General features: G+C 59.7%; 25 protein-coding genes. 21 read left to right on the top strand and 4 right to left on the bottom strand.

What is annotated here, in order from left to right:
* From AC1U7K_RS10885 to AC1U7K_RS10875, 3 genes are all read left to right on the top strand, one after another.
* Window positions 1-814 (top strand): response regulator (locus tag AC1U7K_RS10885; RefSeq protein ID WP_480251292.1); only part of this gene is annotated, 814 nt, incomplete at its 5' end.
* Window positions 815-876: 62 nt separating this feature from the next.
* Window positions 877-2358, top strand: a complete 1482-nt coding sequence (locus AC1U7K_RS10880; RefSeq protein ID WP_480251291.1) for a sensor histidine kinase — start codon at window positions 877-879, stop codon at window positions 2356-2358.
* A 25-nt stretch (window positions 2359-2383) separates the two neighbouring features.
* Entirely contained in the window at window positions 2384-2836 is a 453-nt protein-coding gene (locus tag AC1U7K_RS10875) for a response regulator (protein WP_480251290.1), read from the top strand.
* Window positions 2837-2909: 73 nt separating this feature from the next.
* Here the strand turns inward: AC1U7K_RS10875 and AC1U7K_RS10870 are convergent, their stop codons facing one another.
* Window positions 2910-3683, bottom strand: a complete 774-nt coding sequence (locus AC1U7K_RS10870) for a YihY/virulence factor BrkB family protein (protein ID WP_480251289.1) — start codon at window positions 3681-3683, stop codon at window positions 2910-2912.
* Between the two features lie 165 nt (window positions 3684-3848).
* On the opposite strand from AC1U7K_RS10870, the gene AC1U7K_RS10865 reads away from it, so the two are divergent.
* The 3 genes from AC1U7K_RS10865 to AC1U7K_RS10855 all read left to right on the top strand — a co-directional run bounded on the left by AC1U7K_RS10865 (window position 3849) and on the right by AC1U7K_RS10855 (window position 8055).
* Entirely contained in the window at window positions 3849-4940 is a 1092-nt protein-coding gene (locus AC1U7K_RS10865) for an AI-2E family transporter (protein WP_480251287.1), read from the top strand.
* A gap of 354 nt (window positions 4941-5294) precedes the next feature.
* Window positions 5295-6401: an ATP-binding protein gene (locus tag AC1U7K_RS10860; RefSeq protein ID WP_480251286.1), complete on the top strand. Its 1107-nt coding sequence runs from the start codon at window positions 5295-5297 to the stop codon at window positions 6399-6401.
* A 421-nt stretch (window positions 6402-6822) separates the two neighbouring features.
* Window positions 6823-8055: an MEDS domain-containing protein gene (locus AC1U7K_RS10855; RefSeq protein ID WP_480251284.1), complete on the top strand. Its 1233-nt coding sequence runs from the start codon at window positions 6823-6825 to the stop codon at window positions 8053-8055.
* A 405-nt stretch (window positions 8056-8460) separates the two neighbouring features.
* On the opposite strand, the gene AC1U7K_RS10850 is transcribed toward AC1U7K_RS10855, so the two are convergent.
* Window positions 8461-8976, bottom strand: a complete 516-nt coding sequence (locus AC1U7K_RS10850) for a hypothetical protein (protein ID WP_480251282.1) — start codon at window positions 8974-8976, stop codon at window positions 8461-8463.
* Between the two features lie 642 nt (window positions 8977-9618).
* Between AC1U7K_RS10850 and AC1U7K_RS10845 the strand changes: the two genes are divergently transcribed.
* On the top strand, window positions 9619-9798 hold the full coding sequence (locus AC1U7K_RS10845) for a hypothetical protein (RefSeq protein WP_480251281.1): 180 nt from the start codon (window positions 9619-9621) through the stop codon (window positions 9796-9798).
* Between the two features lie 174 nt (window positions 9799-9972).
* Here the strand turns inward: AC1U7K_RS10845 and AC1U7K_RS10840 are convergent, their stop codons facing one another.
* A complete protein-coding gene (locus AC1U7K_RS10840; RefSeq protein WP_480251280.1) occupies window positions 9973-10470 on the bottom strand; it encodes a response regulator in 498 nt (165 codons plus the stop codon).
* Between the two features lie 427 nt (window positions 10471-10897).
* On the opposite strand from AC1U7K_RS10840, the gene AC1U7K_RS10835 reads away from it, so the two are divergent.
* The 8 genes from AC1U7K_RS10835 to AC1U7K_RS10800 all read left to right on the top strand — a co-directional run bounded on the left by AC1U7K_RS10835 (window position 10898) and on the right by AC1U7K_RS10800 (window position 17011).
* The gene (locus AC1U7K_RS10835; protein WP_480251278.1) at window positions 10898-11218 is read left to right on the top strand and encodes a hypothetical protein; all 321 of its coding nucleotides are present in this window, start codon (window positions 10898-10900) and stop codon (window positions 11216-11218) included.
* A 555-nt stretch (window positions 11219-11773) separates the two neighbouring features.
* Complete coding sequence (locus AC1U7K_RS10830; protein WP_480251277.1) at window positions 11774-12034, top strand: hypothetical protein; 261 nt, start codon at window positions 11774-11776, stop codon at window positions 12032-12034.
* A 272-nt stretch (window positions 12035-12306) separates the two neighbouring features.
* Window positions 12307-12966, top strand: coding sequence for a response regulator (locus AC1U7K_RS10825; RefSeq protein ID WP_480251276.1), 660 nt, complete (start codon window positions 12307-12309; stop codon window positions 12964-12966).
* Window positions 12967-13202: 236 nt separating this feature from the next.
* The gene (locus AC1U7K_RS10820; protein WP_480251275.1) at window positions 13203-13337 is read left to right on the top strand and encodes a hypothetical protein; all 135 of its coding nucleotides are present in this window, start codon (window positions 13203-13205) and stop codon (window positions 13335-13337) included.
* 109 nt (window positions 13338-13446) lie between these two features.
* Window positions 13447-14394 (top strand): glutathione S-transferase family protein, encoded by a 948-nt coding sequence (locus AC1U7K_RS10815; protein ID WP_480251274.1) that lies wholly within the window; start codon window positions 13447-13449, stop codon window positions 14392-14394.
* A complete protein-coding gene (locus tag AC1U7K_RS10810; RefSeq protein ID WP_480251273.1) occupies window positions 14369-15604 on the top strand; it encodes an MFS transporter in 1236 nt (411 codons plus the stop codon). Before AC1U7K_RS10815 ends, AC1U7K_RS10810 begins: the two co-directional genes overlap by 26 nt.
* A gap of 131 nt (window positions 15605-15735) precedes the next feature.
* Entirely contained in the window at window positions 15736-16410 is a 675-nt protein-coding gene (locus AC1U7K_RS10805; RefSeq protein WP_480251272.1) for an FKBP-type peptidyl-prolyl cis-trans isomerase, read from the top strand.
* Window positions 16411-16564: 154 nt separating this feature from the next.
* The gene (locus AC1U7K_RS10800) at window positions 16565-17011 is read left to right on the top strand and encodes a thermonuclease family protein (protein WP_480251271.1); all 447 of its coding nucleotides are present in this window, start codon (window positions 16565-16567) and stop codon (window positions 17009-17011) included.
* Between the two features lie 116 nt (window positions 17012-17127).
* Here the strand turns inward: AC1U7K_RS10800 and AC1U7K_RS10795 are convergent, their stop codons facing one another.
* Window positions 17128-17700: a type 1 glutamine amidotransferase domain-containing protein gene (locus tag AC1U7K_RS10795; RefSeq protein ID WP_480251269.1), complete on the bottom strand. Its 573-nt coding sequence runs from the start codon at window positions 17698-17700 to the stop codon at window positions 17128-17130.
* A 126-nt stretch (window positions 17701-17826) separates the two neighbouring features.
* On the opposite strand from AC1U7K_RS10795, the gene AC1U7K_RS10790 reads away from it, so the two are divergent.
* The 6 genes from AC1U7K_RS10790 to AC1U7K_RS10765 all read left to right on the top strand — a co-directional run bounded on the left by AC1U7K_RS10790 (window position 17827) and on the right by AC1U7K_RS10765 (window position 24506).
* Window positions 17827-18813, top strand: coding sequence for an MBL fold metallo-hydrolase (locus AC1U7K_RS10790; protein ID WP_480251268.1), 987 nt, complete (start codon window positions 17827-17829; stop codon window positions 18811-18813).
* Between the two features lie 51 nt (window positions 18814-18864).
* The gene (locus AC1U7K_RS10785; protein WP_480251267.1) at window positions 18865-19815 is read left to right on the top strand and encodes an aldo/keto reductase; all 951 of its coding nucleotides are present in this window, start codon (window positions 18865-18867) and stop codon (window positions 19813-19815) included.
* A gap of 101 nt (window positions 19816-19916) precedes the next feature.
* Complete coding sequence (locus AC1U7K_RS10780; protein ID WP_480251266.1) at window positions 19917-22604, top strand: hybrid sensor histidine kinase/response regulator; 2688 nt, start codon at window positions 19917-19919, stop codon at window positions 22602-22604.
* The gene (locus AC1U7K_RS10775; protein WP_480251265.1) at window positions 22601-22861 is read left to right on the top strand and encodes a hypothetical protein; all 261 of its coding nucleotides are present in this window, start codon (window positions 22601-22603) and stop codon (window positions 22859-22861) included. Before AC1U7K_RS10780 ends, AC1U7K_RS10775 begins: the two co-directional genes overlap by 4 nt.
* Window positions 22862-22919: 58 nt before the next feature.
* Window positions 22920-24110: a hypothetical protein gene (locus AC1U7K_RS10770; RefSeq protein WP_480251263.1), complete on the top strand. Its 1191-nt coding sequence runs from the start codon at window positions 22920-22922 to the stop codon at window positions 24108-24110.
* Window positions 24111-24506 (top strand): VOC family protein, encoded by a 396-nt coding sequence (locus AC1U7K_RS10765; protein ID WP_480251262.1) that lies wholly within the window; start codon window positions 24111-24113, stop codon window positions 24504-24506. It begins immediately after the preceding gene.
* The last annotated feature ends 70 nt before the right edge of the window (window positions 24507-24576 follow it).

Here is a 24576-nt window from a genome sequence, read left to right as displayed (position 1 = left end):
AGGACACCACCAATGCACAACTTATTCCACGTACTTCAGAGACAGGACACTAGAAGAGCTTATTCGCACACGCTTCTCCGACCTTGCTATCGACACATCGGACGATCCAATTAAGGCAGTCGAGCGCTTGCAGCAGCAATACTATGACGTACTGCTGACGGACGTGAAGATGCCCAAGATGGACAGTCTTCAACTTCTCAAGAAAAGCCAAACACTCGCTCCACATACCCTTGTCATTCTCATTACCGGCCATGGTGACCGACACTTGGCGGTCCAGGCCCTTGAATCGAACGCGTACTGGTTTGTGGAGAAACCGTTTGATCGAGATTTTTTCTCCGCCTTGTTAGGGCGGGCGCTCCGAGAGGCTACGCTTCGCCATGAGGCCCTTGCGGCGAATCGAAAGGCTGAAGCATTAGCAGCAAAACTGACGAGTGTACTACGCGATGGGTTTGAAGATGCCAAGCATCTGCATGCTGCAGCGCAAGCAGCGGGAGCGGGGTTCTATCGCTGGGACGCGAACAATGGCACGATGTATTGGTCGAGGGAATTCTATGCGCTAATGGGGCTAGATCCCTACAACACTGAGGCGTCGATGGAGGCATGGTTACACCGAGTCCATTCCGATGATCGCATAGACGTGAAGAGCCTTGTCTTTGACCAACCTCACCGGACCGCAGCCTTCCAAATCAACTACCGAGCCATCTGCGGACCGAATAAGGTACGTCAGATTCTGCTGAGCGGGGCACGATCCGTTGAGCCTCCGATCTCCACTGGCCTCGCAATAGCCATTGAGGGATTTTTATCTCACCGGTGATGCATGGTGCGCCCGAGGGTGGGCTAATATCGGCCAGCAGATAGTGTCGAAGGGGGTACTCTGTGGAGAATGCTGAAGGATCGGCCTTTGGACACAGCGAACCGTGGTTGGGTCTCCTGATTGAGCACATCAAGGGGTATGCCATCTTTAGTCTTGATCCCGAAGGCCGGGTGGCAACTTGGAACGCTGCTGCAGCACGGGTGAAAGGATACACGGCGCAGGAAATTCTTGGGGAACCCATCAGCCGGTTTTACACGGACGAAGACCGCGAAGCCGGCAAGCCAGAAGACCTGCTGCGACGAGCAGCTATAGAAGGTCGGGCCCACGATGAAGGATGGCGCCTTCGCAAGGGGGGGACGCCGTTTTGGGCGGATGTGCTGATCACGGCCCTTCGGGATCACAACGGTCGATTGGTCGGGTTTGGAAAGGTCACCCGCGATTTGACCGACGACCGACGCGCTGAGCAGGCGCTGCGCGAGCGAGCGATGCTGCAATATGCCAATGTCTTGGTTCGGAATCTCGACGACAAAATAATTTTTTGGAACGATGGCGATCGCTTGCTCTATGGGTTTTCCAGCGAGGAGGCTGTCGGTCAATGTTCGCATGACCTCTTGCACACATCATTCCCAACCCCCCTTCAGGAGATTAAGGCGCACCTCTTCGAGAAGGGCGTTTGGGAGGGGGAACTGCGACATCGCAACAAGCAGGGATGCGAGGTAATTGTCCTCAGTCGCTGGGTCTTGCATTCCAACCCGGAGGGAAAGGCATTGGCGATTGTGGAGCTCAACACGGATATTACGGGGAAGAAAGAGGCCGAAGAACAGTTGCGCCAGCTCGCCCGTGAATTGGATCAGCGGGTCAAGGAGCGCACGGCGGCCTTGCGCGAGTCGAACGAGGCGTTAGAGGCGTTCAGCTTTACCGTCTCGCATGATCTTCGCGCTCCCTTGCGCTCGGTGCAAGGCTTTGCGAAGGCCGTCCTGGAGGACTATTACGAGCGCTTGGATGACGAGGGCAAAGACTATTTGAGTCGGATTTGCAAGGCCGTCGAACGCATGGATCACCTCATTCTCGATCTCTTGGCTTACAGCCGACTGGCCCAGCTCAATATTGAACCGCAACCCGTAAATCTTGATGCGGTGATTCAGGACGTCGTCGAGGCATTGCGCACGCCATTGCAAGAGTCATTGGCACAGCTCACCGTCAGACGACCCTTGGGCATTGTGATGGGGGAGCGGACAACGCTCGCCCAAGTGTTTATGAACCTGGTGAACAATGCGCTCAAGTTCGTCGCACCGGGCACATCCCCCTTAGTAAGAATTTTTAGCGAGCGGCGCGACGGGTGGCTCCGCCTGTCGGTGCACGACAACGGGATCGGGATCGCAGCGGAACACCAGGGCAAAATCTTTGCGGTCTTTGAGCGACTCCATGGCACCGAGGAGTATCCCGGCACCGGCGTTGGCCTGGCGATTGTCAGGAAAGCGATGGAGCGACTGGGCGGCCGCTATGGCGTCGATTCTACTCCCGGGTGCGGTAGTACGTTTTGAATTGAATTGCAGGAGGCAAGCCCCAATGGCAACGACATCGGAAATGATCCTTTTGGTCGAAGACAGCGAGGACGACATTGTGCTGGTCCGCCGGGCATTTAAAAAATGCCGCATTGCAAATCCTGTTCATGTCGTGACGAACGGTGAAAGCGCGATTGAGTATTTGGCGGGACAGAGCCACTACGCCGATCGTACTCACCATCCGCTTCCCTTACTGATTCTCCTCGATCTTAAGCTGCCAAAGAAGTCAGGGTTAGAGGTTCTCGGCTGGATTCGACAGCAGAATGTCTTAAAACGGATTCCGGTCGTTATTCTCACATCTTCCGCGCAGGCTACCGATGTGAATCAGGCGTACGAACTTGGAGCGAACTCGTATTTGGTCAAGCCCGTGCAATTTGATCATCTTCAGCGCCTCGTTGAGCGATTGGACATCTATTGGCTACGGACGAATGTCGCACCGGATGTGGCCAGCACCTGAGGAGCATCACGATTCTTGCATCCGTAATGGGGCGCCTGTGGGGCATCGAGATGCCTTTCACAATCGCCTCCATCTATTCGGCATGGTGGTCGGCATACGTAATGGTAAAGGCGGCACCAAAATAAAAAATCAGCGAGGAGTAGTAGACCCAGAGCAGGATGACCATCAACGAGGAGGCGACGCCATAGGCCGACGCCACGCCCGCCTTGCCGATGTACACGCCAATCGCGACCTTGCCAAGCATGGACAAGAGAGCCGTGACGCCTCCACCAATCCACACCGCTCTCCAGGGAAGCCGAGTACGAGAGAGAAACCGAAAGATGATGGCAAAGAGCGTCGTGAGGACCAGGAACGAGACGATTAGATTCACGAGCAAGAGGAGACCGGCCTGCAGAACGACGAGGGAGCCGAGATACTGGCCCAGCCCGGCGAGGATAGTGTCGAGGACAAGCGAGACGATGAGCAAGAAGCCTAATCCCAGAATGAGGAGAAACGAGAGCACCCGTTCCTTGAGCACCCGCCACAGTGGTCGGTCTTCCGGTGCCGGGCTCCGCCATAAGGTGTTGAGCCCGTCCTGCATTTCCACGAACACGCCGGTCGCAAGGGTCAACAGCGTCGCCACGCTCACAATCGTCGCCACGAGGCCGCGCGTCGGTTGTCGGGCACTGGTCAGCATGCTGCCGACTCCTTCGGCACCGCTACTCCCGACGAGGCGAGTGATTTGTTCGATAAGGGCTTGTTGGACCAGATCCTCGCCAAAGAAGAGGCCGGCGACCGCGATCACGATCAGGAGTAGGGGCGACAAGGCAAACGCCGTGTAGAACGAGAGAGAGGCGGCCAGCCGCAAGGCATTGTCCTCCCACCATCGGATGGCAGCATGTCGGATTAGTGACCACAGGGACCGAATTGTCTGGTGCCTCTCGATTATGCTCTTCGCGGTCTCCACGCTTTCAGCCCCACCAGGCGAATACTGACAGTCAGCCGTGAGTCGCGTCGGGTAGCATGGCGGCATGTGGCCGACGCGGACCCAATTTTTAACATTAGGCTCTTTGCGCTGCTCGTCCTGCTGTTGGCGCAACTTTGGACCGTATTTCAGCCCTTTGTCGTCCCGCTTCTGTGGGCAATGCTCCTCGTGCATCTGACCTATCGGCCCTATCGATGGGTCAGCCGCCGTCTTGGGGAACGCGAGGAACTGGCCGCTGCCCTGTTTACCATCTTCGTGATGCTCCTGGGTGTCGGTCCGCTCCTCTATCTTGGGGGAGTCGTGATTGAACAACTGGCGCAGGCGACGGTGGCCTTGCAACAATGGAGCACCCAGGGAGGCCCGCGGGCCCTGCTGCATCGGCTCGAAGCCATCCCGCTCCTCGGCCATTGGCTGGTGGGCCAAGGCGAAGCGGTTCTTCAGGGCACTAGCGAAGTCAATGTGGCGGATCTGGTGCAAACGGTTGGTGGTTTTGTCGTTAGCCGAGGGTCGATCGTGGCAAAGAATGTTGTGGAAGTCGTCCTCGATTTTCTCCTGATCCTCTTTGCCCTGTTTTTTCTCTACAAGGACGGCCCTGAGTATGGGCGCCGACTCTATCGCCTCATCCCGTTGCCGGAGCGGCATAAGGAAAAGGTGTTCGCGCGGCTCGATCACACTGTCGGGACGGTCGTGAAAGGCATCGTGCTCACGGCGGTGCTACAGGGCACGCTGGCCGGCGTCGCCTATGCCGTCTTCGGCGTCCCGTTTGCCGCCGTCCTCGGCACACTGACCGCGATTGCGTCCCTGTTGCCGTTTGGGGGGACGGTGCTGGTTTGGGGGCCGGTCGCGGCCTACCTGTTTGCGACGGCACCGGTGTGGAAAGGACTCGCGCTCATCGCCTGGGGCGCTGGAGTGGTCGTTGGCATCATGGATACCCTCATGCGGCCCATGATCATTGGCCACGATGCTCATATGCCGACCCTGTTCTTGTTCTTTAGCCTCCTCGGCGGGCTCGCCGCGTACGGAGTGATCGGGCTGTTCGTGGGGCCGATCCTGCTGGCGCTCGTGCTGGTGGCGCTGGATATCTACGAAGAAGAATACACCAGCCGCTTCCCGGCGCTGGGAGAAACCGGAACGCCATAGTTGAGGCGATGTTCAGCTTGGCTGGCATCACGAGGCAACACTGATGTTCATCTATATCCGTTCTCTGTGCTCGCCCTACCGCTTTGCATGCGCCAGCGAGAAGCGTCAAACCCCGCCTCCCTCTGGGTTCTTTCAAGGGAGCGCTGGCTGCTCATTCCGCTTGGGCGGCTCCACAAATACCACTTCAATCGACTGCATCGGCTTCTTATCGCTGTTCGACATCATCGAGCTTATCACTTCAGGAATGTAAGAAATCGGCCGATAGACGAACGCTGCCACTCCGGGGTATCTCTTTGCTCTTTGCGACTACACCACCTGTGTTAGTGGGTTTTCTGGGGCTTTCGCGGTTTTTGGATGCTGAACATCGCCTCTCTCGCCTTGCCCTGGGTCGTTCTCCGCCGGTATGCCGCCTCGCTTATCATCCTCACCTTATCGATCATTATCACTGTTTACCTGCCTGCACTCTCCCAGGCCTCTAGTCTGTTCATCATTCTCGGTGGCATCGTCTTTTGCGCGTGGTACGGCGGCCTAGGCGCTGGGTTGTTAAGCGTGTTCCTTGCCACAATTGCCGCTGACTACTATCTGATAGCTCCCCAGTTCTCTCTAGGGATCGACTCTTCCGAAGCGATACTGCGATTGAGTCTGTTTACCGTTATGTCTGTCGCAATCGTTTTATTTGTCTCTTGCCACCAGCGTACCGAAGCTCATCTAGCTCGTTCAAACGATGAACTGAAAGTCCTCGCGGCCCGCATGGAAGCCGTGAGGGAGGAAGAGCGGATTAGATTGGCGCGTGAACTTCATGATCAACTGGGCGGTTCATTGGCCGTCCTCAAGCTTGATGTCGCATCCCTCTATAAGCATGCTAGACAGAACGCAAAACTTGAGGCGAAAGCCAAGGACATTTTGAAGGAATTAGACGGCGCGATCCTCACCGTACAACAGGTGGCGATGGAACTCCGTCCCCCGCTCCTTGAACATGGCCTCACTGAAGCGCTCCACTCCTATCTCGATGTCAACTGTCGCCGCGCAGGACTAGAGTGCGAAAAAGACCTTGACGTAAGCGTACAAGTCCAGGGCGACCTGGCCATAGCCTTGTTTCGCCTCTTCCAAGAAGCCTTTACCAATGTCGTTCGTCATGCCAAGGCAACAAAGATTACGACATTCCTTAAGCAGAACTCTCGCACCATCACGTTGGCCATCGCGGACAATGGAGTAGGACTTGAAAAGGGACAAATGGATTCTCCGCACGCGCTCGGATTACTCGGAATGCGAGAGCGCATGAGGCCTTTCAATGGAATTGTTACCATTTCGGGCGATTGTGGAAGAGGAACAACTGTCACGGTGATGGTTCCTCAAGGTTCTCTTCCTGATCAGGCATCCCGTCGTCGAACCGAAGCCGCCCTTCAACTCCTGCGGCGTGAGTTTCCTACAACCCTGCTGAGGAAAGATCCTGGCACATGACGTACCAAGATCAGTATCCTTGCTGTGGCCAAACTGTGGCGCAACTATCGGCCACCATCGGTTTTTATAGGCCCTCTACACTTTTCCGATTCTTCTGAGGGGCCACGCCCTTTTTGTCAGTCTCAAGCCTACGGCATTTTAGGGGCCAGTACTTAAGTCCTCCACAGCTAAGTCACAGGCAGGGCATTTTCAGGACGTGCGATGATCGTTATCGCACGCGCCACACTACGGGTTGTTATTTTTCAGTGGGTCCCACAATGCTCAATTTGTAGCCGTAGAAACTTGATCTCGCCCTCCGAGGTCCGCAACGAGTCTTCGAGGCAATCCCTCCAGTCCTTCCCCACGCTCGTTCGGCGTGGTTCGCCATTTGAAACGATCAGCCTCAATTACTATCATACAGATTCCAAACGGGAGGCTGCACATGAAGGTCGAAGGGGTTTCCCCAGCAACACAGTCGCCTCACTCAGCGCATGTCGTCCAATTTTATGATCATGAAGAAGTGCTGATCGAGAGCTTGGCCGCGTACATGAGCGCCGGTCTCCACAGCGAGGACGTATGTCTGGTGATTGCGACCTCCTCGCACCGTGAAGCACTGGAGGCGAGGTTGAAGAGCGAGGGCCTTGATGTTGACCGTTTCGTCACTGACGGTCGCTATCTTGCGCTTGATGCGGCCGAGACGCTGGCGCAGTTTCTAGTGAACGAGCAGCCGGATCGCGGCGCGTTCATGCGCGTCATTGGAGGCCTTGTGTCCGCGGCTCGCGAGGACGGCCGGCCCCTTCGGGCCTTCGGCGAGATGGTCGCTCTCCTGTGTGAGCAGGGAAACGTTCGCGGGGCGGCGAGCTTGGAGGACTTGTGGAACGAACTCGCGAGCGTGCACCCCTTGTCGCTCTTCTGCGCGTACCCCATGTCCCGCTTCGCTCGGGCCGCGCAGAGCGAGGCGTTTCTTGCGCTATCGCTCAAGCACAGCCATGTCGTGCCGGGCGGGGGCGAGACCGAACGTCTCTGCAGTGGGGACCAGATGCATCTCGCGATGGCCCTTCTTGAGCAGAAGGCGCAGGCCTTGGAGGCAGAGGTGGCTGAGCGTCATCAGGTCGAGACACGGTTGATGGCCCGCGAGCGAGAACTGACCGATTTTGTCGAGCACTGTGTGGTGGGACTCCATCAAGTTGGACCGGACGGCATCATTCAATGGGCCAATCAGGCGGAACTCGACCTCTTGGGCTATGAACCGGAGGAGTACATCGGGCATCACATCGCGGCGTTTCACGTAGACCAGCACGTCATCGAGGACCTGCTCAGTAGGTTACTGCATGGGGAGGCGTTGTATGATTATCCTGCCCGGCTGCGGTGCAAAGATGGCAGCATCAAAGACGTACTGATTCACTCGAATGGGCTTTTTGAGCACGGCCGGTTCGTGCGAACTCGGTGCTTTACGAGGGATGTCACGGCACAACGGCGGGCGGAGCAGGAAATTCAGCGGCTGAACGAGGAGCTTCAGCGAAAGGTTGAGGCCCTAGAACGCTCACAAGAAGCCTTGAGGGAAAAGATTGCCGACTTAGAACGCTTTCACGACGTAGTCGTGGGGCGTGAGCTGAAAATGATGGAATTGGAGATCGAGCTGAAGCGTGTGAAGCAGGGGCAAGCCTTGTTGTAATCCCCCATCTCCGATCCTCGCTCACTTCCTCTGTCTGTTTCGGCCTTGCCATGGTTGCCTAACGGCAATTGCCGCGTTTCGATAAGGCAGAGGTGATCGAGAACATCCGAGAAAGAATCTCCCATCGCTCTAATTCCCAATCCCTAATCTCTAAGCACCTGCACTGTGGCTAAACTGTGGCAGAACTATTTTTCTCGATCGGTTTTTATCGCCTCCCTGCCCTCCTCCGATTCTTCTCTAACTAATTGAGAAGAATACGATGAAGACCGATCAGTATCTATAGTCTCTCTCCCATCAACGTTTTCAAATCTCGCCCCCTCCGCCATTTCCAGCAATTGCACTGTCGTAGCGCCCGCAACGGGCAGGCGGCTTGGTGCACGGCTGGCATCCGCTTACGCTCCACCGTTAACGGCTTGGAGCCTGTAACGCTGAGACGGCCGGTCGCATCACGGGTGGCTCTCCCAGGCCGCGGCCGAGAATCAAGACATCGAGATCATCAAGCGCTTGCTGTGCGTACTCACCGTACAAGCGATCTCCGCCTTTGCCCGACGTGTTGATGACTCTGTGGTACAGGGCGCGGGCAGCATCGTACCGCTGATGCGTCGCAAAGTACTGAGCAAGAGCAATCCAGTTGACCGCTGATTGCTCCCGAACCGACTCAAGCAGCGCTCCTTGTCGCTCAAGGTCTTGCGCCGTTGCCGTCCCCACGCCGGGCAGTCGTCCAGCCTTCACCCGCAGTCCCATTAACTCGATTGCTTGATTCTCATGAATGGCCGCCTCGACTTGCTCACGAGTCAAGAGCGCCTGAAATTTTCGGGCATGCTCCGAGAGCGTGATTTCCTGTTCTCGATACACATTTGTCGCGCACCCTTCAGTAGCCGACAGAACGAGCAGTAGGACGATGAACCAGCGATGTGCCATGGCGGCCTCCTTGCGTGTGATCATGATGGGCTTAGGCCGTACATTAATTCTCGATAGCTGGCACGTCCATGCTCCCGAAGATTGGCGCGTCGTTCAAAAGATGAGGGACTGGAGTAGTAAGGATTTTCCTGACGCGGCATCCGACGAGCCACCGAACCGCTCAACACGATCGTACGGGCCCGACTATCAAGATTGAAGGAGCCCGTTTCCGACGAATGGAATCCCGTATACTGTGTTTCCCGCTCGGACCGATGGGGGTCTCGATGCCGATCGCTCACAACACCAATCACTGTCAACGAAAAGGTGATGTCTCGCTTTCGAGGGATGGCTCAGGGCCGGGCAACGCTACGCTATGCGTACTACTATCTAGCTATGATGAGCGCTATCGGTAGCGGCTTGACGGAAGCAGGTCGTAAGTATACAGGCTTACTGCACGATGTGCAGCGTCGGTGTGCTGTTTGGTTGGTTCAGACGCAAGCCACGGTTCGATGAGGCGGATGAGAACACCGCGCATCTGCGCCTCGCCCACTATGCTCAGCTCCCCGGTGGGCAGTGGGGCCAATTGGCTGGGCCTGGAAATACCGGACGTTTGCGGATTACCGTGCGAGTGCGTGTGGGACACAAGAGGAAGGGAGTGGTCTGATGAAGCGACAGGTGCCTGCCCCCTATATCGTTTGGGTGAACAATACCGCCTTTCGACATCGCACGATTCAGGCGGCTCAGCGTCGAGCTGAGCGGGCCGAACAGAAAGGGCAGCATGTCGTGATCACGACCACCGCACTTCGGCACACCGTCTTCAGTCTCGCGCGACAGACGAATTGATCTCACCGAGAAGCGTGCCTGAAGAGTGCCAGCGAGCCGCGCCGTTCGCACGCTCATGCGGCGGGCTCGTCTGGTGCCAGCAGCTTACCGGACGCGCTCGTAAGTAAATCGAGCGCTTAGTCGGACATCCACCTCATCTCAGAATTGCGGATCGGATAGCCGGAAGGGGCGGAGTCAATCAGCATACGGCAGTTGGCCTTGCGATTCGTCCTCTGGCCGTATCATTCCATGCACGACTTCGCCGAGGCTCGCGCCGGTCTCCGCAAGTATCTGCCTGAGTTGCCCCACCTCTTGTCGTAATTCGTATACGGCGAGTGCCTGGTGGACCATCGTAAGGACGGTAAGCATCGGGACCGGTTTCGGCACGATGTAAAAGAGGCCCAGCCGCAAGCCGTCAGCAACCATTACGGGATTAGCTTCGCCCGTCACCAGGATGAAGATTGCTTCCGATCCACTTTCCCGGGCAGCCTGAAGTAAGGCGAGGCCGTTGAGCCCTGGCATGTGGTAATCGGTCAGCACGACGGCATACGGGTGGGCACGCAGGCTTAGGAGGGCGTCCCGGGAGTTCGTGAAGCAGTCGAGCGCAATAGTCGGCAGGGCACGCTGCAATGCCTTTCCAAGTTCGCGCACCGCTACGGGGTCATCGTCGACAAGCAGCAATCGCGCAGCCATGGCCGCCCTCCAGGGGGAGCCATCATACCTTAGTGTAATCACGTATGCAAGGCGACTCGAACGTTTCTCCGCCGGTCGAGTGGTGTCACGAAGAGGGGCATCGTCACTGCGGGTTCAGGCCATGTGATGACCTCATGCAGGCGTCGAAACGAATGCGGCAAGGCGTGGCAACTTGTCGGAGAGTCATGGCCATAGCGACATTCCATACTTCTGGAGCAACGATCGTATGGAGGGGCGCACCACAACGAGCTGGTAGCCCTATGACGCGCGGCGCCTGCCCCACAGTCCCATCTCGTAGTTTGCTCGCTGTAATCAGCCCTACGACGTTTGCGCGCCGCTTGACCGATGGTTTTTCGGCGGCCGGTGTTTGACAATAGGCCAATGGGTTCTTGGTGTGTTACGGAGCATTTTACCAAGGAGGAATGCCATGCGAAGAACGATGCGCATGCTTGCAGTTGCAGGGATTTTCCTGGCCGGCATCGTAGGCGCAGCGCAAGCGGCCGATCCGATGAAGGAGAAGGAGGCGTCCCCGTCGATGAAGGAACGCATCATGGAAGATGCCGTGAAGGGCACGGTCCTCAACGTGGATGCCAACTCGATCAGAATTCGGGATGAAGACGGGAAAGAGGTAAGGTTGCATATCGATAGCAGTACCAAGATGGACAAGGTGATGTCTGGAGACCGGGTGAAGGCCTATCACACCGAGCAGGGACACGTGACGACGCTCAAGCGCATCGAAAAGGAATAGGCTGTTGCTTCGGCTGCTCGCCGGGGAGCGCTCGCTCCCCGGCACTCCTTCCGCAGGCCTCTCACCTGGTGGTACGGGGATCGAGTCGTTGGCTCGGAAAGAATGGCAAGACTAGGCCTCGGTCGTCACGCGCCTCGCCCTTTTTGCTTCGATACTCACCCGAAGCCGCCCGAGTTCGCGAATGGCGACATCAAGAAAATGATCAGGGCAAAGGCTAAAAGCCCGAGCAATGCACCGAGAAGCGTCGCGGCGAGATTCCGGGTTGGATCATCCATACACCACCTCTCAGTATGAGAACGGACCCCTGTTCGAATTGTCAGCGGATCTTTACCTTATGAGAAGTCAGTATGTCTCCGACCGGCCGGTTTCCTGCCAGCTGACGTTCTGGATAGCCTAGCCGCTCGAGCCGCGTGACGTGCGTAGTTGCTCTACTTCATTCTCCCCATGCCCTCATCCCGCGATCCTTATCTGGTCGTACCCCGATACGTGTAAGGCGCCTCTCGACTTGCTGCCTGAGCCAGGGAGCGGGATACTACGTGGGCGAGGAGGTGCCGTATGTCTGTAGCCGTATTCGCCGATAATCTACCGACTCATCTCACTCAGAGGGAACTCGAGCAGTTCTTTGCCCCGTTTCATCCACTCCGCGTGATTCTCGCGACGCATCGATCCGGCCGCTGTCTGGGCTTTGGCTTTGTTCTGTTCGCGTCGCGCGAGGCGGCCGATCAAGCGCGTCGCCTGGACGGGGCAAGCTTAAAGGGATCGGTCATTCGGCTATCCGACGGTCTACTACCGGAGGAACGCGTGGAGGTGGCGTAAGCTATGGCGGTCATGGTCGTTTACCTGACATTGTGGATCATTTGCGCCGTCGGAATCGGCCTTGTCATTCTCGGACAGATCGCGTTGCTTCTTACGCGGCTGAGGACGGCCGGCACGACGCGCCTGTCTTCCACCAGAGTCAACAGCGGATGATCCTTTCCTGCGCCCGTCGAGGTCCCCGCCCGTCCCCGAGACCTACGTACTATCTTTTTCTTGACACGTGGATATTCCGCAAGGCAGGGTAGCCGGCGTTTGGCATTCCGGGCTTCAGTATGGCGACACACAGCCAAGGCGATGTAACGACGCTGCTCCTCGTGGACGATGATCCCGTACTGTTGGCCGCTTTGCCTGAAGCACTCTCTTACCGAGTACCGCACGTCCTCGTCACCGCCTGTGCGTCACCGCATCAGGCGCTGAATCTCGTCGATCAAGTCGACTTCGGCGCCGTCATCCTCGATGTAAAGATGCCCGGTATGGACGGCCTCACGCTGATGAGAGAAATCAGGCAACGCAAACCCTGGCTCCCGGTCATTTTGATCTCCGGTCACGGCGACGATGAGTTGACGACCAGGGCTCTCAACCAGGGCGCGTACGATTTTCTTCAGAAGCCGCTCCAGCGCGATGCGCTCGTGCTGGCCGTGAACCGGGCCATCGAAGCGTCGCGACTCAGACTCGGCAGTGCCGCACACCGGACCACCAGCACGACGGTCTGGATTACGGGGCTCGACGAAAGCTGCTCCCTGGACGAACTCCGATCGCTGCTGCTGCCATACGGGAAGGCAGTGTGGACTAAACTGATCGTCTCTTCGAACGGCCATCGGATTGTCATAGGATTTGCTGAAATGCAGTCACCGGAGGAAGCCAAGCGCGTCATCGACGCCCTGAATGGCACCCCAAGTGGAAGCGGCACGCTGACGGTCCGGCCCGCGTAACGAATCTGCCCCCAGTCGGTAGTGTTCAAGGAGGATGAGCAAAGCCGCCACACGGTTCACGCACGGGATTCTGGTGAGCAGAGGCAAAAGCTTCCCCGTCGCGCAGAATCTATTCGTTTTTCGAGAAATTCCTGACACGATATCGAGTCGCCGGAGGTACGACTCTAGGCCAATTGCGTCCTCCGGCTTCTGGCTCTACACTGAATCCAGACAACTGCTTCGCATGGAGGAGAAACATGGTAGCCTCTGTGAAAGCCACGCTGGCACTCGTGGTTGCGCTCTTCTTGCTGGTCGTGCTCGCGGCGCTCGCTTCCCTGGGTGCGTATATGCAACCGGTGAAGTGGAGCGAGCGAAAAGCCTGGAACCAATAGCGCGAAGCCTGCCAGCCTTCCGCGCGATCGATCCGTCTCCCCTCCGCCCTGAGCGCTTTTTGGCCTAGCGTCCGCCGGCACCCATCGCGTACAGTAGCGCGACGGCACCATGACGACCGTGGCGCAATTCCCTCATGAGCAAACCCCCGACGGGGCTTTCAGGCGACAAACTGATATCTTTCGCGAATGGGTCACGGCCGACGGCCGCTCCGGATACCCGGCGGCGGCCGCGCGGTACCACCTCTATGTGTCGCTCGCGTGCCCGTGGGCGCACCGAACGATCATCGTGCGGAAGCTCAAGAAGCTCGAGGCGGTCATCGGGATGACGGTCGTTGATCCCATCCGCGACGACCGTGGGTGGGCCTTTCAGGACGGCGCCGGGCATTCCGCTGATCCCGTGAATGGGTTCCGCTATCTGCGCGAGGCTTACCTCGCCACCGATCCATCCTATCGGGGCCGCGTTACCGTTCCCGTCTTGTGGGACACGGTCACGAAACGGATCGTGAGCAATTCCGACGACGATATCATGCGGATGCTCAACAGCGAGTGGCAGGCCTTCACTGACAGCCCCTTGGACCTGTACCCGCCTGCGCTCCGATCCGAAATCGATGCGTTGAACGCCTTCCTCTATGAGAACGTCAATGACGGCGTCTACCGGGCTGGCTTTGCGACGTCCCAGCGCGTCTATGAGTCTGCCGTCCGCCGGCTCTTCGATGCCCTGGATGAACTTGACGCCCGGCTGCGCGATCAACGCTATCTATGCGGGGCACAGATCGTTGAAAGCGATTGGCGCCTGTTCGTGACACTCGTCCGCTTCGACGCGGTTTATCACGGCCATTTCAAGTGCAATCTCCGCCGCATCGCCGATTACCCACATTTGTTCGGCTACCTCAAAGATCTCTACCAACAGGACGGAATTGCCGACACCGTCAATTTCGATCACATCAAGCGCCACTACTACGTCACTCACGATCACATCAATCCCACGCGCATCGTGCCGCTCGGCCCGATCCAAGACCTGCACGCGCCGCATGGCCGCCACCGTCTCTCCCGCTGATCCGTCTTCAAAGCTCGGCATCCCACGAAACATTTGGGCGGTCGGCTGGGTCAGCTTCTTCATGGATGTGAGCTCCGAGATGGTCTATCCGCTGATCCCCTTGTTTCTCGTCAACACGCTGGAGGCCAGCAAATCAATGGTGGGCCTCATTGAAGGTGTCGCGGAAGCAACCGCGAGTGTGCTGAAGATGGTGTCCGGTCTGGCGGCCGATCGGTTCGGAAAGAACCGGCTGCTGATGGGACTCGGCTATGGCCTCTCCACAGCCTCGCGGCCGTTGCTGGCGCTGGCATCGGCGCCCGGGACGGTGCTCGCGGCGCGATGGACCGATCGGGTCGGGAAAGGCATCCGCACGGCACCTCGCGATGCCATCATCAGCGCCTCCACCACGCCGGATCGTCTGGGCGTCGCATTCGGATTTCACAGGATGATGGATACGTGCGGGGCGGTGATCGGACCGGCCGCGGCGCTGGTACTGCTTGGCATCTGGCCCGATGATTACCGCCTCGTCTTTTGGTGTTCCGTCGTACCCGGTCTTGTGGCCGTCGCGCTCATCGTGACCGCCGTGCGGGGCGACGGTCGCTCGTCTGATCGTCAACTGCGTGCGAGCCGGTCTCTCGGTCGGTTGAATTCCTCGTGCCGCCGGTTTCTCATCGTGATTGCGCTCTTCTCTCTGGGCAACTCCGGCCTTGCCTTCTTGATCCTTCGTGCAGAGAGTGTTGCCATGCCGGCGCCGTGGATTTCAGGTAGCTATCTCGCGCTCAACATCCTCTACGCCGCGATGTCGGTGCCGGCCGGCGCTCTCGCCGACCGTATTGGACGCTCGGCGATCGTCCTTGTCGGCTTCATCCTGTTCGCAGCTATCAATACCGGATTGGCGTTCACCTCCCAGGCCTGGCACGCGGCGCTGTTGTTCGGGATGTACGGCGTGTATCTCGGGCTCACGGATGGTGTGCAGCGAGCCTACTTGGCCACCATGCTGCCACGCGAGCGCACAGCCACAGGCTTCGGCCTCTACCACATGATCGTCGGCCTTGCGATCCTGCCGGCCAGCGTCGTTGCCGGCCGGCTCTGGGATGTCCGCGGACCCGCCGCGCCGTTCCTGCTCGGTGCGACACTGTCGCTGCTGGCCGCGGTGCTCTTTGTCGCGTTCGGTCTCGCATCGCGCGGCAGCGCGCAGGCCGGATCGCACGACGATACGCCGGCCTCGTGAGGAAGCCGTCTCAAATAAACAAGTTGAGTCTGCGGAGACGGTACCGTATTGTAACGGACCGGTTTCGGCATCGGCCTTCCATGCGATGTCGACGCCGGGTCAACTCGCCACTCACAACAGAAAGGACCGCTATGCGGATGATCAGGTCAGGATTGGTCGTGTTGCTGTCGATGGCGACGCCCGTTGCGTGGGCCGCCGCCCCGGAGCCGACCACCGATGAACAGAAGACGTTGTACGCGCTGGGACTCGCCGTAAGCCAATCGCTTGGAACGTTCAATCTCAGTGAACAGGAGTTGGAGTTGGTCAAGGCCGGATTAACGGACGGGATCTTGAAACGGCCGAAGAAGATTGATTTGCAGACCTTTGGTCCCAAGATTCAGCAACTCCAGCAGACCCGCGCGGGAGTGGTCGCCGAAGCGGAAAAGAAGGCGGGCACGGCGTACCTGACGAAAGCCGCTTCCGAGCCGGGCGCGATCAAAACTGAGTCGGGGGCCATCGTCACGACGATCAAGCCGGGCAAAGGGGCATCGCCGAAAGCGACCGACACGGTGAAGGTCCACTATCACGGCACACTGATCGATGGGACCGTATTCGATAGCTCCGTGCAGCGGAACGAGCCGGCGACGTTCCCGCTTGGTCAAGTGATCAAGTGCTGGACCGAAGGCTTGCAACAGATGAAGGTGGGCGGCAAGAGCCGGCTGGTCTGTCCCGCGAATCTCGCCTATGGCGACCGTGGCGCGCCGCCGCAGATCAAGCCTGGGGCCACGCTCGTCTTCGAAGTGGAACTCCTCGACATCGTCAAGTAATTCGGGTCGCCCCTCACATGGGCCGAGGTCTCCTTCCGCCGGAGCCCCGCTTCGGTGGAAGGCCGCCTAGGTGTGATACCTGGCCGGTAAGTCGCCGTCCGCTAGCCAGAGTCGCCGGCACGCGCTACAACAGGTTCGACCCGAAAGGAGCGCCATGCTCCGTTGGTCCTCCCTACTGATACTCGCGATGTTCGCTCTCCTGGGGGACGGCGCGTCCGGTCGCAGTCCCGACGCGGAGCTTCATGTCGTGGCACTCGCCGTCCGCACCTGCGAAGAGTTCACCGCCCGCTATCACGGCAAAATTCTCGCCGTCCGTATCTCCGGCATCGATTGTCCGGCGGCCAAGCAGCGCTATGCAGCCGAGGCGAAAGCGTTCGTGTCCAGCCTGGTGAATGGGCAGTCGATCACGGTGAAGCGGCTCGGACACGATCGGCAAAGACGAATCTGGGGCGATGTGTTTCTGTCCGACGGCCGGTCACTGGCTTATGAAATGGTCAAGGCCGGATGGGCGCGTGTTCCGGCCGGGTTGATCAACGAAGGATTGATCGACCTGGAAGAAGACGCCCGCCGCGCCAAGCGCGGCGTGTGGCAGGACCCGTGAAGCAACAGCCATTGCAACTAGGGATGCGAAACCCAAGCTGCTCGCACATGAGCAGCTGAAATGAGGAAGGCATGCTGCGCGGCGAGCATAAACACTACCGCGCAGCAGATTCTGCACTAGGCGGCGCTTGCCGCCTTGCGTCCATGCTGTTCGGCGAAGAGGGACAGCATCTCTCGGTTGAAGGCCGGAAGATCGGCGGGCTTGCGGCTGCTGACCCAATTGCGATCCCGCACCACTTCCAGGTCCTCCCATTGCGCACCGGCATTGCGTAGGTCGTCTTGGATCGTGTGGTAGCTCGTCATCTTCCGTCCCCGGACCAAGCCGGCCGAGACCAGCAACCAAGGCCCGTGGCAGATGACGGCGATCGGCTTTCCGGCTTGATCGATAAGTGAGACGAAGTTCTTGGCTTCTGGAATGATCCGCAGGCTATCGGCATTGAGGGCGCCGCCCGGGATCACGACGCCGTCGAACTCATCAGGATCGGCCTGCTTCAACACCTGATCCACGCGAACCCGATCCGCCTTCTCGTCGTGCTTCATCCCCTGGATCTCCCCGTCGTGTGGGGCAATGATCGTGACCTGAGCCCCCGCTTTCTCCAATGCCTTTTTCGGCTCTGTCAACTCCGATTGTTCGAAGTCATCGGTCGCCACGATAGCGACTCGCATGCCTTGTAGTTGATTCGCAGCCATAACCCCTCCTCGTTTCTGTCTCCCGACATGCTAACGTGAGGAGGCTCCCGCGCCTATCGGTCGACCGGCTACGTGAGAACGTGACACGTACGGCGCACCCGGCCACTCGGGTTAGAATGCAGGGTGATGCCTGATCGGCGCCACCATAACGGCGGGCGGTTTCAAAACGTAAATCCGGCGTTCGCAGCCCCCACCGGCTGGGATCGGTTCCGATTCGTCCTGTCGCGCCTCTGGGCGACGACGCTCCGCCCACGGGCCAGTGCTCTCGTGCCGGTAGTGAACGACGGCACGCGGCTGCGCAACAATACGAATACCGCCACGATCACGTGGATCGGCCACACGACGCTGCTGATCCAGCTCGACGGCCTCAACGTCTTGACCGATCCGCACTGGTCGGAGCGGGCGAGCCCCGTCAGCTTTGCGGGTCCCAAACGGTTGGTGCCGCCAGGGCTTCCGTTCGAGTTGCTCCCGCCCATTCACGTCGTCCTGATCTCCCACGACCACTACGATCATCTCGATCTCCCAACCGTACACCGGCTGGCGACGCGCCACGCGCCACGCTTTCTCGTGCCGCTGGGCTTGAAACGCTGGTTTCACGATCGGGGCATCGCCCGTGTCGAGGAGTATGACTGGTGGGATACCGAGAAGATCGACGGCCTGTTGCTCACCTGCGTGCCCGTGCAGCATTTCTCAGGTCGCACGCTGTGGGATCATAATCGACGGTTGTGGTGCGGCTGGTCAATGCAGGGCCTGACGGGCCACTGCTTTTTCGCCGGAGACACGGGCTACTACGAGTCGCTCTTTCACGACCTTGCCACGCGCCTGCCCTCCATCGACGTCGCGGCGCTCCCCATCGGCGCCTATCTTCCCCCCTTCATCATGAAATTCGTGCACAGTACGCCCGAACAGGCCGTGCAGATCTTCTTTGATCTTCGAGCCAAGCACCTGCTCGCCATGCACTGGGGGACCTTCGATTTGGCTGAAGAGCCGATCATGGAACCACCGCAGCGGTTGCAGGTCGAGGCGCGCCATCACGGCCTCGATGCAGATCGCGTCTGGATTCTCGCGCCCGGCGAGACGCGAGACTGGCCATGCAGTCCTTCCCTTAGGTAAGGGGCATCGGAATGACCTTTAAGTTAATTCGTACGTGACATGGAGGACACCATGGCGATTGCCAAGACGCGGACATTGGAGACACGGCGAATCGGATCGTTGGAGGTGTCGGTCGTCGGTCTGGGCTGCAACAACTTTGGATGGAAGCTCGATGACCAGGCCTCCGCGGCGGTTGTGCACGCCGCCCTTGATGCCGGGATCATCTTCTTCGACACGGCCGATATCTATGGCGGTACGAAGAGCGAAGTCTTTCTCGGGCGAGCACTCGGTGCACGGCGGAATGACGTCGTGATCGCGACCAAGTTTGGAATGGCAGTGGACGACCGCCGCCGCGGTGCGCGTCCCGAGTACGTGCGCCAAGCGGCCGAGGACAGTCTCCGACGGTTGAATACGGACCGGATCGATCTTTACCAACTCCATCAACCCGACCCCACTGTCCCGATCGCCGACACGCTGGGTGCGCTGAACGACCTCGTCAAGGCGGGCAAGGTCCGCGAGATTGGGTGCTCGAATTTCTCGGTGACCCAGATTCGAGAAGCCGAAGCGGCCGTTCGGCCGGGCGCGGCACGGTTCGTGAGCGTGCAGAACGAATATAGTCTCTTGCATCGGGCGCCCGAGCAGGACGTCCTGCCCGAATGCGACCGGTTGGGGCTAGCCTTCCTTCCCTACTTTCCGTTGGCGAGCGGCCTGCTGACCGGCAAGTACCGGCGAGGAGAGCCGGCCCCGGCAGGAAGCCGCCTCGCGCCGGGTGACCGGTTTGCCGGCAGCCTGACGGATCAAAAGCTCGACCTCGTCGAGTCGCTGCTGGAGTTCGCCACGCATCGGGGTCATACGCTGATCGAGCTTGCCGTCTCCTGGCTCCTCGCTCGGCCGACCATCGCCTCGGTGATCGCCGGCGCGACGTCGCCCGACCAAGTCCGGATGAATGCGGCCGCGGCGACTTGGCGGATCTCGCCGGAAGACCTCAAAGAGATCGAGAAACTTTTGCAACACGGCCAGTGAACGTGGGGCGGGAAACCCGTCGAGACGGGTTTGAGCCGGTCGACGAGTAGGACAAAGCTCTACATCATTGCGAGGCGCACCTGGCTACACTATCGAGGTCGATGCCATCATCACCCCACGCGCAAGATGCGTTCCTGCACGGCGGCGGCGAGATGGGCGAGCGGATCAGGGCGTTCGACTGGACGTCGACCTCGCTCGGCCCGGTGACGCAGTGGCCGCAGAGCCTCAAGACGGCCGTGCGGATCATGTTGACCTCTCGGCAGCCGATGTTCGTCTGGTGGGGCAAGGACCTCATCAATCTGTACAACGACCCCTATAGATCGATCGTCGGCGGCAAACACCCGAACGCACTGGGCCAGCCGGCCTCCATCGTGTGGCGGGAGATTTGGGATCAGGTCGGGCCTCGTGCGGCTGTTGCGATGCGGGAGAACGCCGGCACGTACGACGAGGCCCTGCGTCTAATTATGGAGCGACACGGCTATCCGGAGGAAACCTATTACACCTTTTCCTACAGTCCGGTTCCCAATGACGACGGCGAGACCGGCGGGATCCTGTGCGCGAACACAGACGACACGCGGCGCATCATCGGCGAGCGGCAGTTGGCGCTGTTGCGGGATCTCGCGGCACGTACCGCCGATGCCCGTACGTTCGAAGAGGCCAGCGCGCTGTGCGCGGAATGTCTGGGGCGGAACCCGCACGATTTCCCTTTCGCGATGATCTATCTCGTCGATGCCGAGCGCGAGTGTTTGCGCCTGGCTGGAACGGCGGAGATCGAGACCGGTCATGAGCTGACGCCCTCGGTCGTCTCCCTCGCGGAAGCCTCGGTCTGGCCGTTCGCCGAGATCGTCGCGTCGCAGCAGATACGGCTCATCGCCAATCTGCCGTCGCCAAAGGAGCACTTGCCGAGAGGGGCTTGGCCGCGTCCTCCCCATCAGGCGGTCGCCGCTCGCATCAGCACCTCCGGGCAGAAGGGCAAAATGGCGGTGCTCATCGCCGCCCTGAACCCGTTCCGGCTGTTCGATGAGGACTACCGCGAGTTCGTGCACTTTATGTGCAACCAGATCTGTGCCAGCCTGACGAACGCGCAGGCGTACGAGGAAGAGCGGCGCCGCGCCGAGGCCCTGGCGGAATTGGATCGGGCGAAGACGGCCTTCTTCAGTAACGTCAGTCACGAATTTCGAACGCCGCTCACGTTGATGCTCGGGCCGCTGGAAGACTTGCTTCGCGCGCACTCATCGCTCCCACCCGACCACCGTGAGCCGATCACGCTGGCACACCGGAACGGCCTCCGCTTGCTCAAGCTCGTCAATACGCTGCTCGACTTCTCTCGGATCGAGGCGGGGCGCGTGGAGCCCGTGTACGAACTGACCGACTTGAGCCAATACACGGCGGACCTCGCCAGCGTCTTTCGCTCCGCGATCGAGCGTGCCGGCATGGAATTGATCGTCACGTGTCCGCCACTGCCGGAACCGGTCTATGTCGATCGCGACATGTGGGAGAAGATCGTCCTGAATCTGCTGTCGAATGCGTTCAAGTTCACCTTTGCCGGCTCGATCACGGTCGAGCTCTCCGCCGATCCTTCCCGCCACATGGTGTACCTTGTCGTGAGCGATACCGGCATCGGCATCCCGCAGGAAGAACTGGGCCGCCTGTTCCAGCGCTTCCACCGTGTCGCGGGAGCGCGTGGTCGGACGCAGGAGGGTACGGGCATCGGCTTGGCGCTCGTCCAGGAGTTGGTCAAGCTCCATGGCGGACACGTCCACGTGGAGAGCCGAGTGGATGAAGGCACGCGTTTTACCGTCGCCATCCCGCAAGGGCGTCAGCATCTTCCGGTGAACCGCATCGGCGGCTCGCGTGCGACAACTTCAACGGCCTTGAGTCCCGCCGTCTATGTCGAAGAAGCCTGGCGCTGGTTGCCGGGTGCGACGGCCGATGACGCGATACACGACGACAGACCGACGCCCGAAACGACCGATCAGGAGGCGATCCAGGGAGAGCGCCCGCGCATTCTGCTGGCGGACGATAATGCCGACATGCGGCAGTACATCCAGCGTTTGTTGGCCACCCGTTATGAGGTACACGCGGTCGGCGACGGCCAGGCGGCCTTGGCTCTCGCTCGCGCCCGTGCGCCGGACCTCGTGCTGACCGACATCATGATGCCCGGGCTCGATGGGTTTGCTCTTTTACAAGAACTCCGCGCCGACGCTCGCACCAGTACCGTGCCGGTGATTCTTCTGTCCGCGCGTGCCGGCGAGGAGGCGCGCGTCGAAGGTCTCGAGGCCGGCGCCGACGATTACCTCATCAAGCCGTTTTCAGCGCGCGAACTGATCGCGAGAGTCCAGACGCATCTTGAAATGGCGCGGCTCCGGCGCGAGGCGCAACAACAACTGTCCGATCTCTCGACCCGGCTCGCCGCGCGGATCAACGAACTCCAAACGATCTTCGATGTCAGCCCGATCGGCATCGCGGTGGCCGAGGACGCGAGCTGCGAGAAAATCTGGGCCAACCCCGTGCTCGCTCGTCTATTGCAATTGGGACCGGGGGCGAATGCCTCGCTCAGCGCGCCCGCCGGCGAACAGCCGGCATATCGGATCATGTGTGAGGGACGACCACTGGAGCCGGATGCTCTCCCCTTGCAGCGCGCCGTCAAGGCGGGCATCTCGACCCGCGGCCAAGAGTTGGAAGTGGTCTTGCCGGACGGGCACGACGCACGATCCTCAGCTATGCCGAGCCTCTGCGAACGCAGGACGGCACGATCCACGGGGGCCTGTACTTCGGCGTGGATATGACGGATCAAAAGGAATCCACGCGACAGATCCAGCGGCTCAATACGGAACTGCAATTGAAGGTCGATGAGTACGAACGCCTCATGAAAGAGCTGCGGCAGTCCAAAGCCGAACTGCAAGACAAGATTCATGACCTCGAAACGTTTCACGACGTGGTCGTTGGCCGAGAGCTCAAGATGATGGAGTTGGAGAAGGACAACGCGCGGTTGAGAGCAGAGCTCCTCGCCGCGCAATCACGGTTTCAATCACAACCCTCGTAACGGCTCGACCCTGCCGCGCGTTCGCTTGACGCCGGACGCCCACTGCACGGAGGCCGCCATGGAACAGGATCGACGACTCGCTCGTCAGCCCTTGGTGCTCATCGGCGTTGGCATGTTCCTGACCGGTGTATCGGTTGTCATTCTTGGTGGGTCGCCGATCGCGGGCGCAAGCCATCAAGGGCATGGCGGCTCGGTGGACGAGCGTCATGTCGCCACGGGTCCGGCCTATACCATTCCCGGAGCCTCCTTCCGCGTGCAGGACAATAGGTCAGCCGAACGGGGCGGCGGCGAGCCCGTCAAACACGATGCCGCCGCTCAGACGGTAGTCGAGACGTTGACGTTGATGCTGGACCATCGGTCGCAGTATCCACGGTTCGACGAAGCGCTCAAGAAAGACGCGCTCGACGCTGTGATCATCGAGTCGACGGTGATGAACCGCGAGGGAAAGGCATTTCCGTTTTTGGTTGCCCGGACCAACGAGGCGGGCCGCGTGAAACTTCTGATCAGCGCCTCGTGGCTCGAGGAGAACGGCTACCTCGATCATCCTGAACAGTTGGCGCCCGTTCTCGCCCGGGAGTTCCAGTGGGTTGTGACCAAGGCCGACACGTCGCCAAAACCCAAAACCGTCTCAGTGGGCCGCGATATCGCCCGTGCAGCGATTCGCGCCGACAAAGAGATTCGCGAGATGTCGGGAGCGCAGCGCGAAGACGTGCTTCGCCAATTGTTGGAGACGTATCTTACGACGGTGGATGACTATCGGAGCCTGGACGGCCGACCTTTTTATGAAATCGGGACGACGCGGCTCGTTCCGCCGGCTCAGCCGGATTCCACGACCAAGCTCTACGAGGTCCGTGTTCGTGAAGGGCTGCAGAAGATCGTACGAGAGCCTGATTTCATCGAGCGGACGCCCAGGGCCGTGCGAAGCCTCCTGAACGGGACAATCTGGAACGTGGCATTCGTGAACATCGAGCAGCGGGACTGGGCGACGCGCACCCGCGTGCTGCCGCAAGAGAAGGCCGTGCTCGTGGGCGCTGACGAACGCAAGATCCAACCGGCGAGTGTGTTGATCAATGTCTATCGAACGGCGGCGCCCGACGATCCGTTCTATCGCGAGACTCAGGGCCTGCCGATGGGCGCGCTCTCCGCCGACCAGCTCGCGCGTGTCATTGCCCTCGAAATCGAACAGAACATCACTGAAAAATCGATGACCGGCCACGTCGCGCAAGATGCGGTGACGGCGCCGAAATAAATGAAGGTCCCATTCACGATCGGCACGGTCGGTCATTTCGGACTCGCCGTCCGTGACCCTCGACGCAGCGCCCAATGGTTCATGACCGTCCTGGGTTTGCGGAAAGAGTTCGAGTTCGACGGTGGCATCGCGGTCGGCAACGACAACGTCACGATCGTCGTGTTCAAGGGCAAACCATCACCAACAACGATCGGGCACATGTCGTTTCATCTCCCGAGCATGGCCGCATTGCGAAAGGCGCTCGAGCATCTGAAGAAGCACAAGGTCGAGATAGAAGACCCGGGCGATGAAATCGGCCCCGAGGCACCCGGCTCGCCGAACATGGGCGTGTGGTTTTACGACCCTGACGGCTACCGCTGGGAACTCTCGGTTCTCGGCGGAGGAACGCAGAGGTGAGGCCTTACCTGACGTGCGCACGTCCCCCCTGGCCACCTCTGCCGTTCCGCGCCCGTCGAAATCTCGTCAC

The sequence above is a fragment of the Nitrospira sp. Vd2 genome, assembly GCF_979581665.1.
The sequence above is the reverse complement of the archived record's forward strand: the minus strand, read 5'-3'. Positions and strand labels throughout refer to the sequence as shown.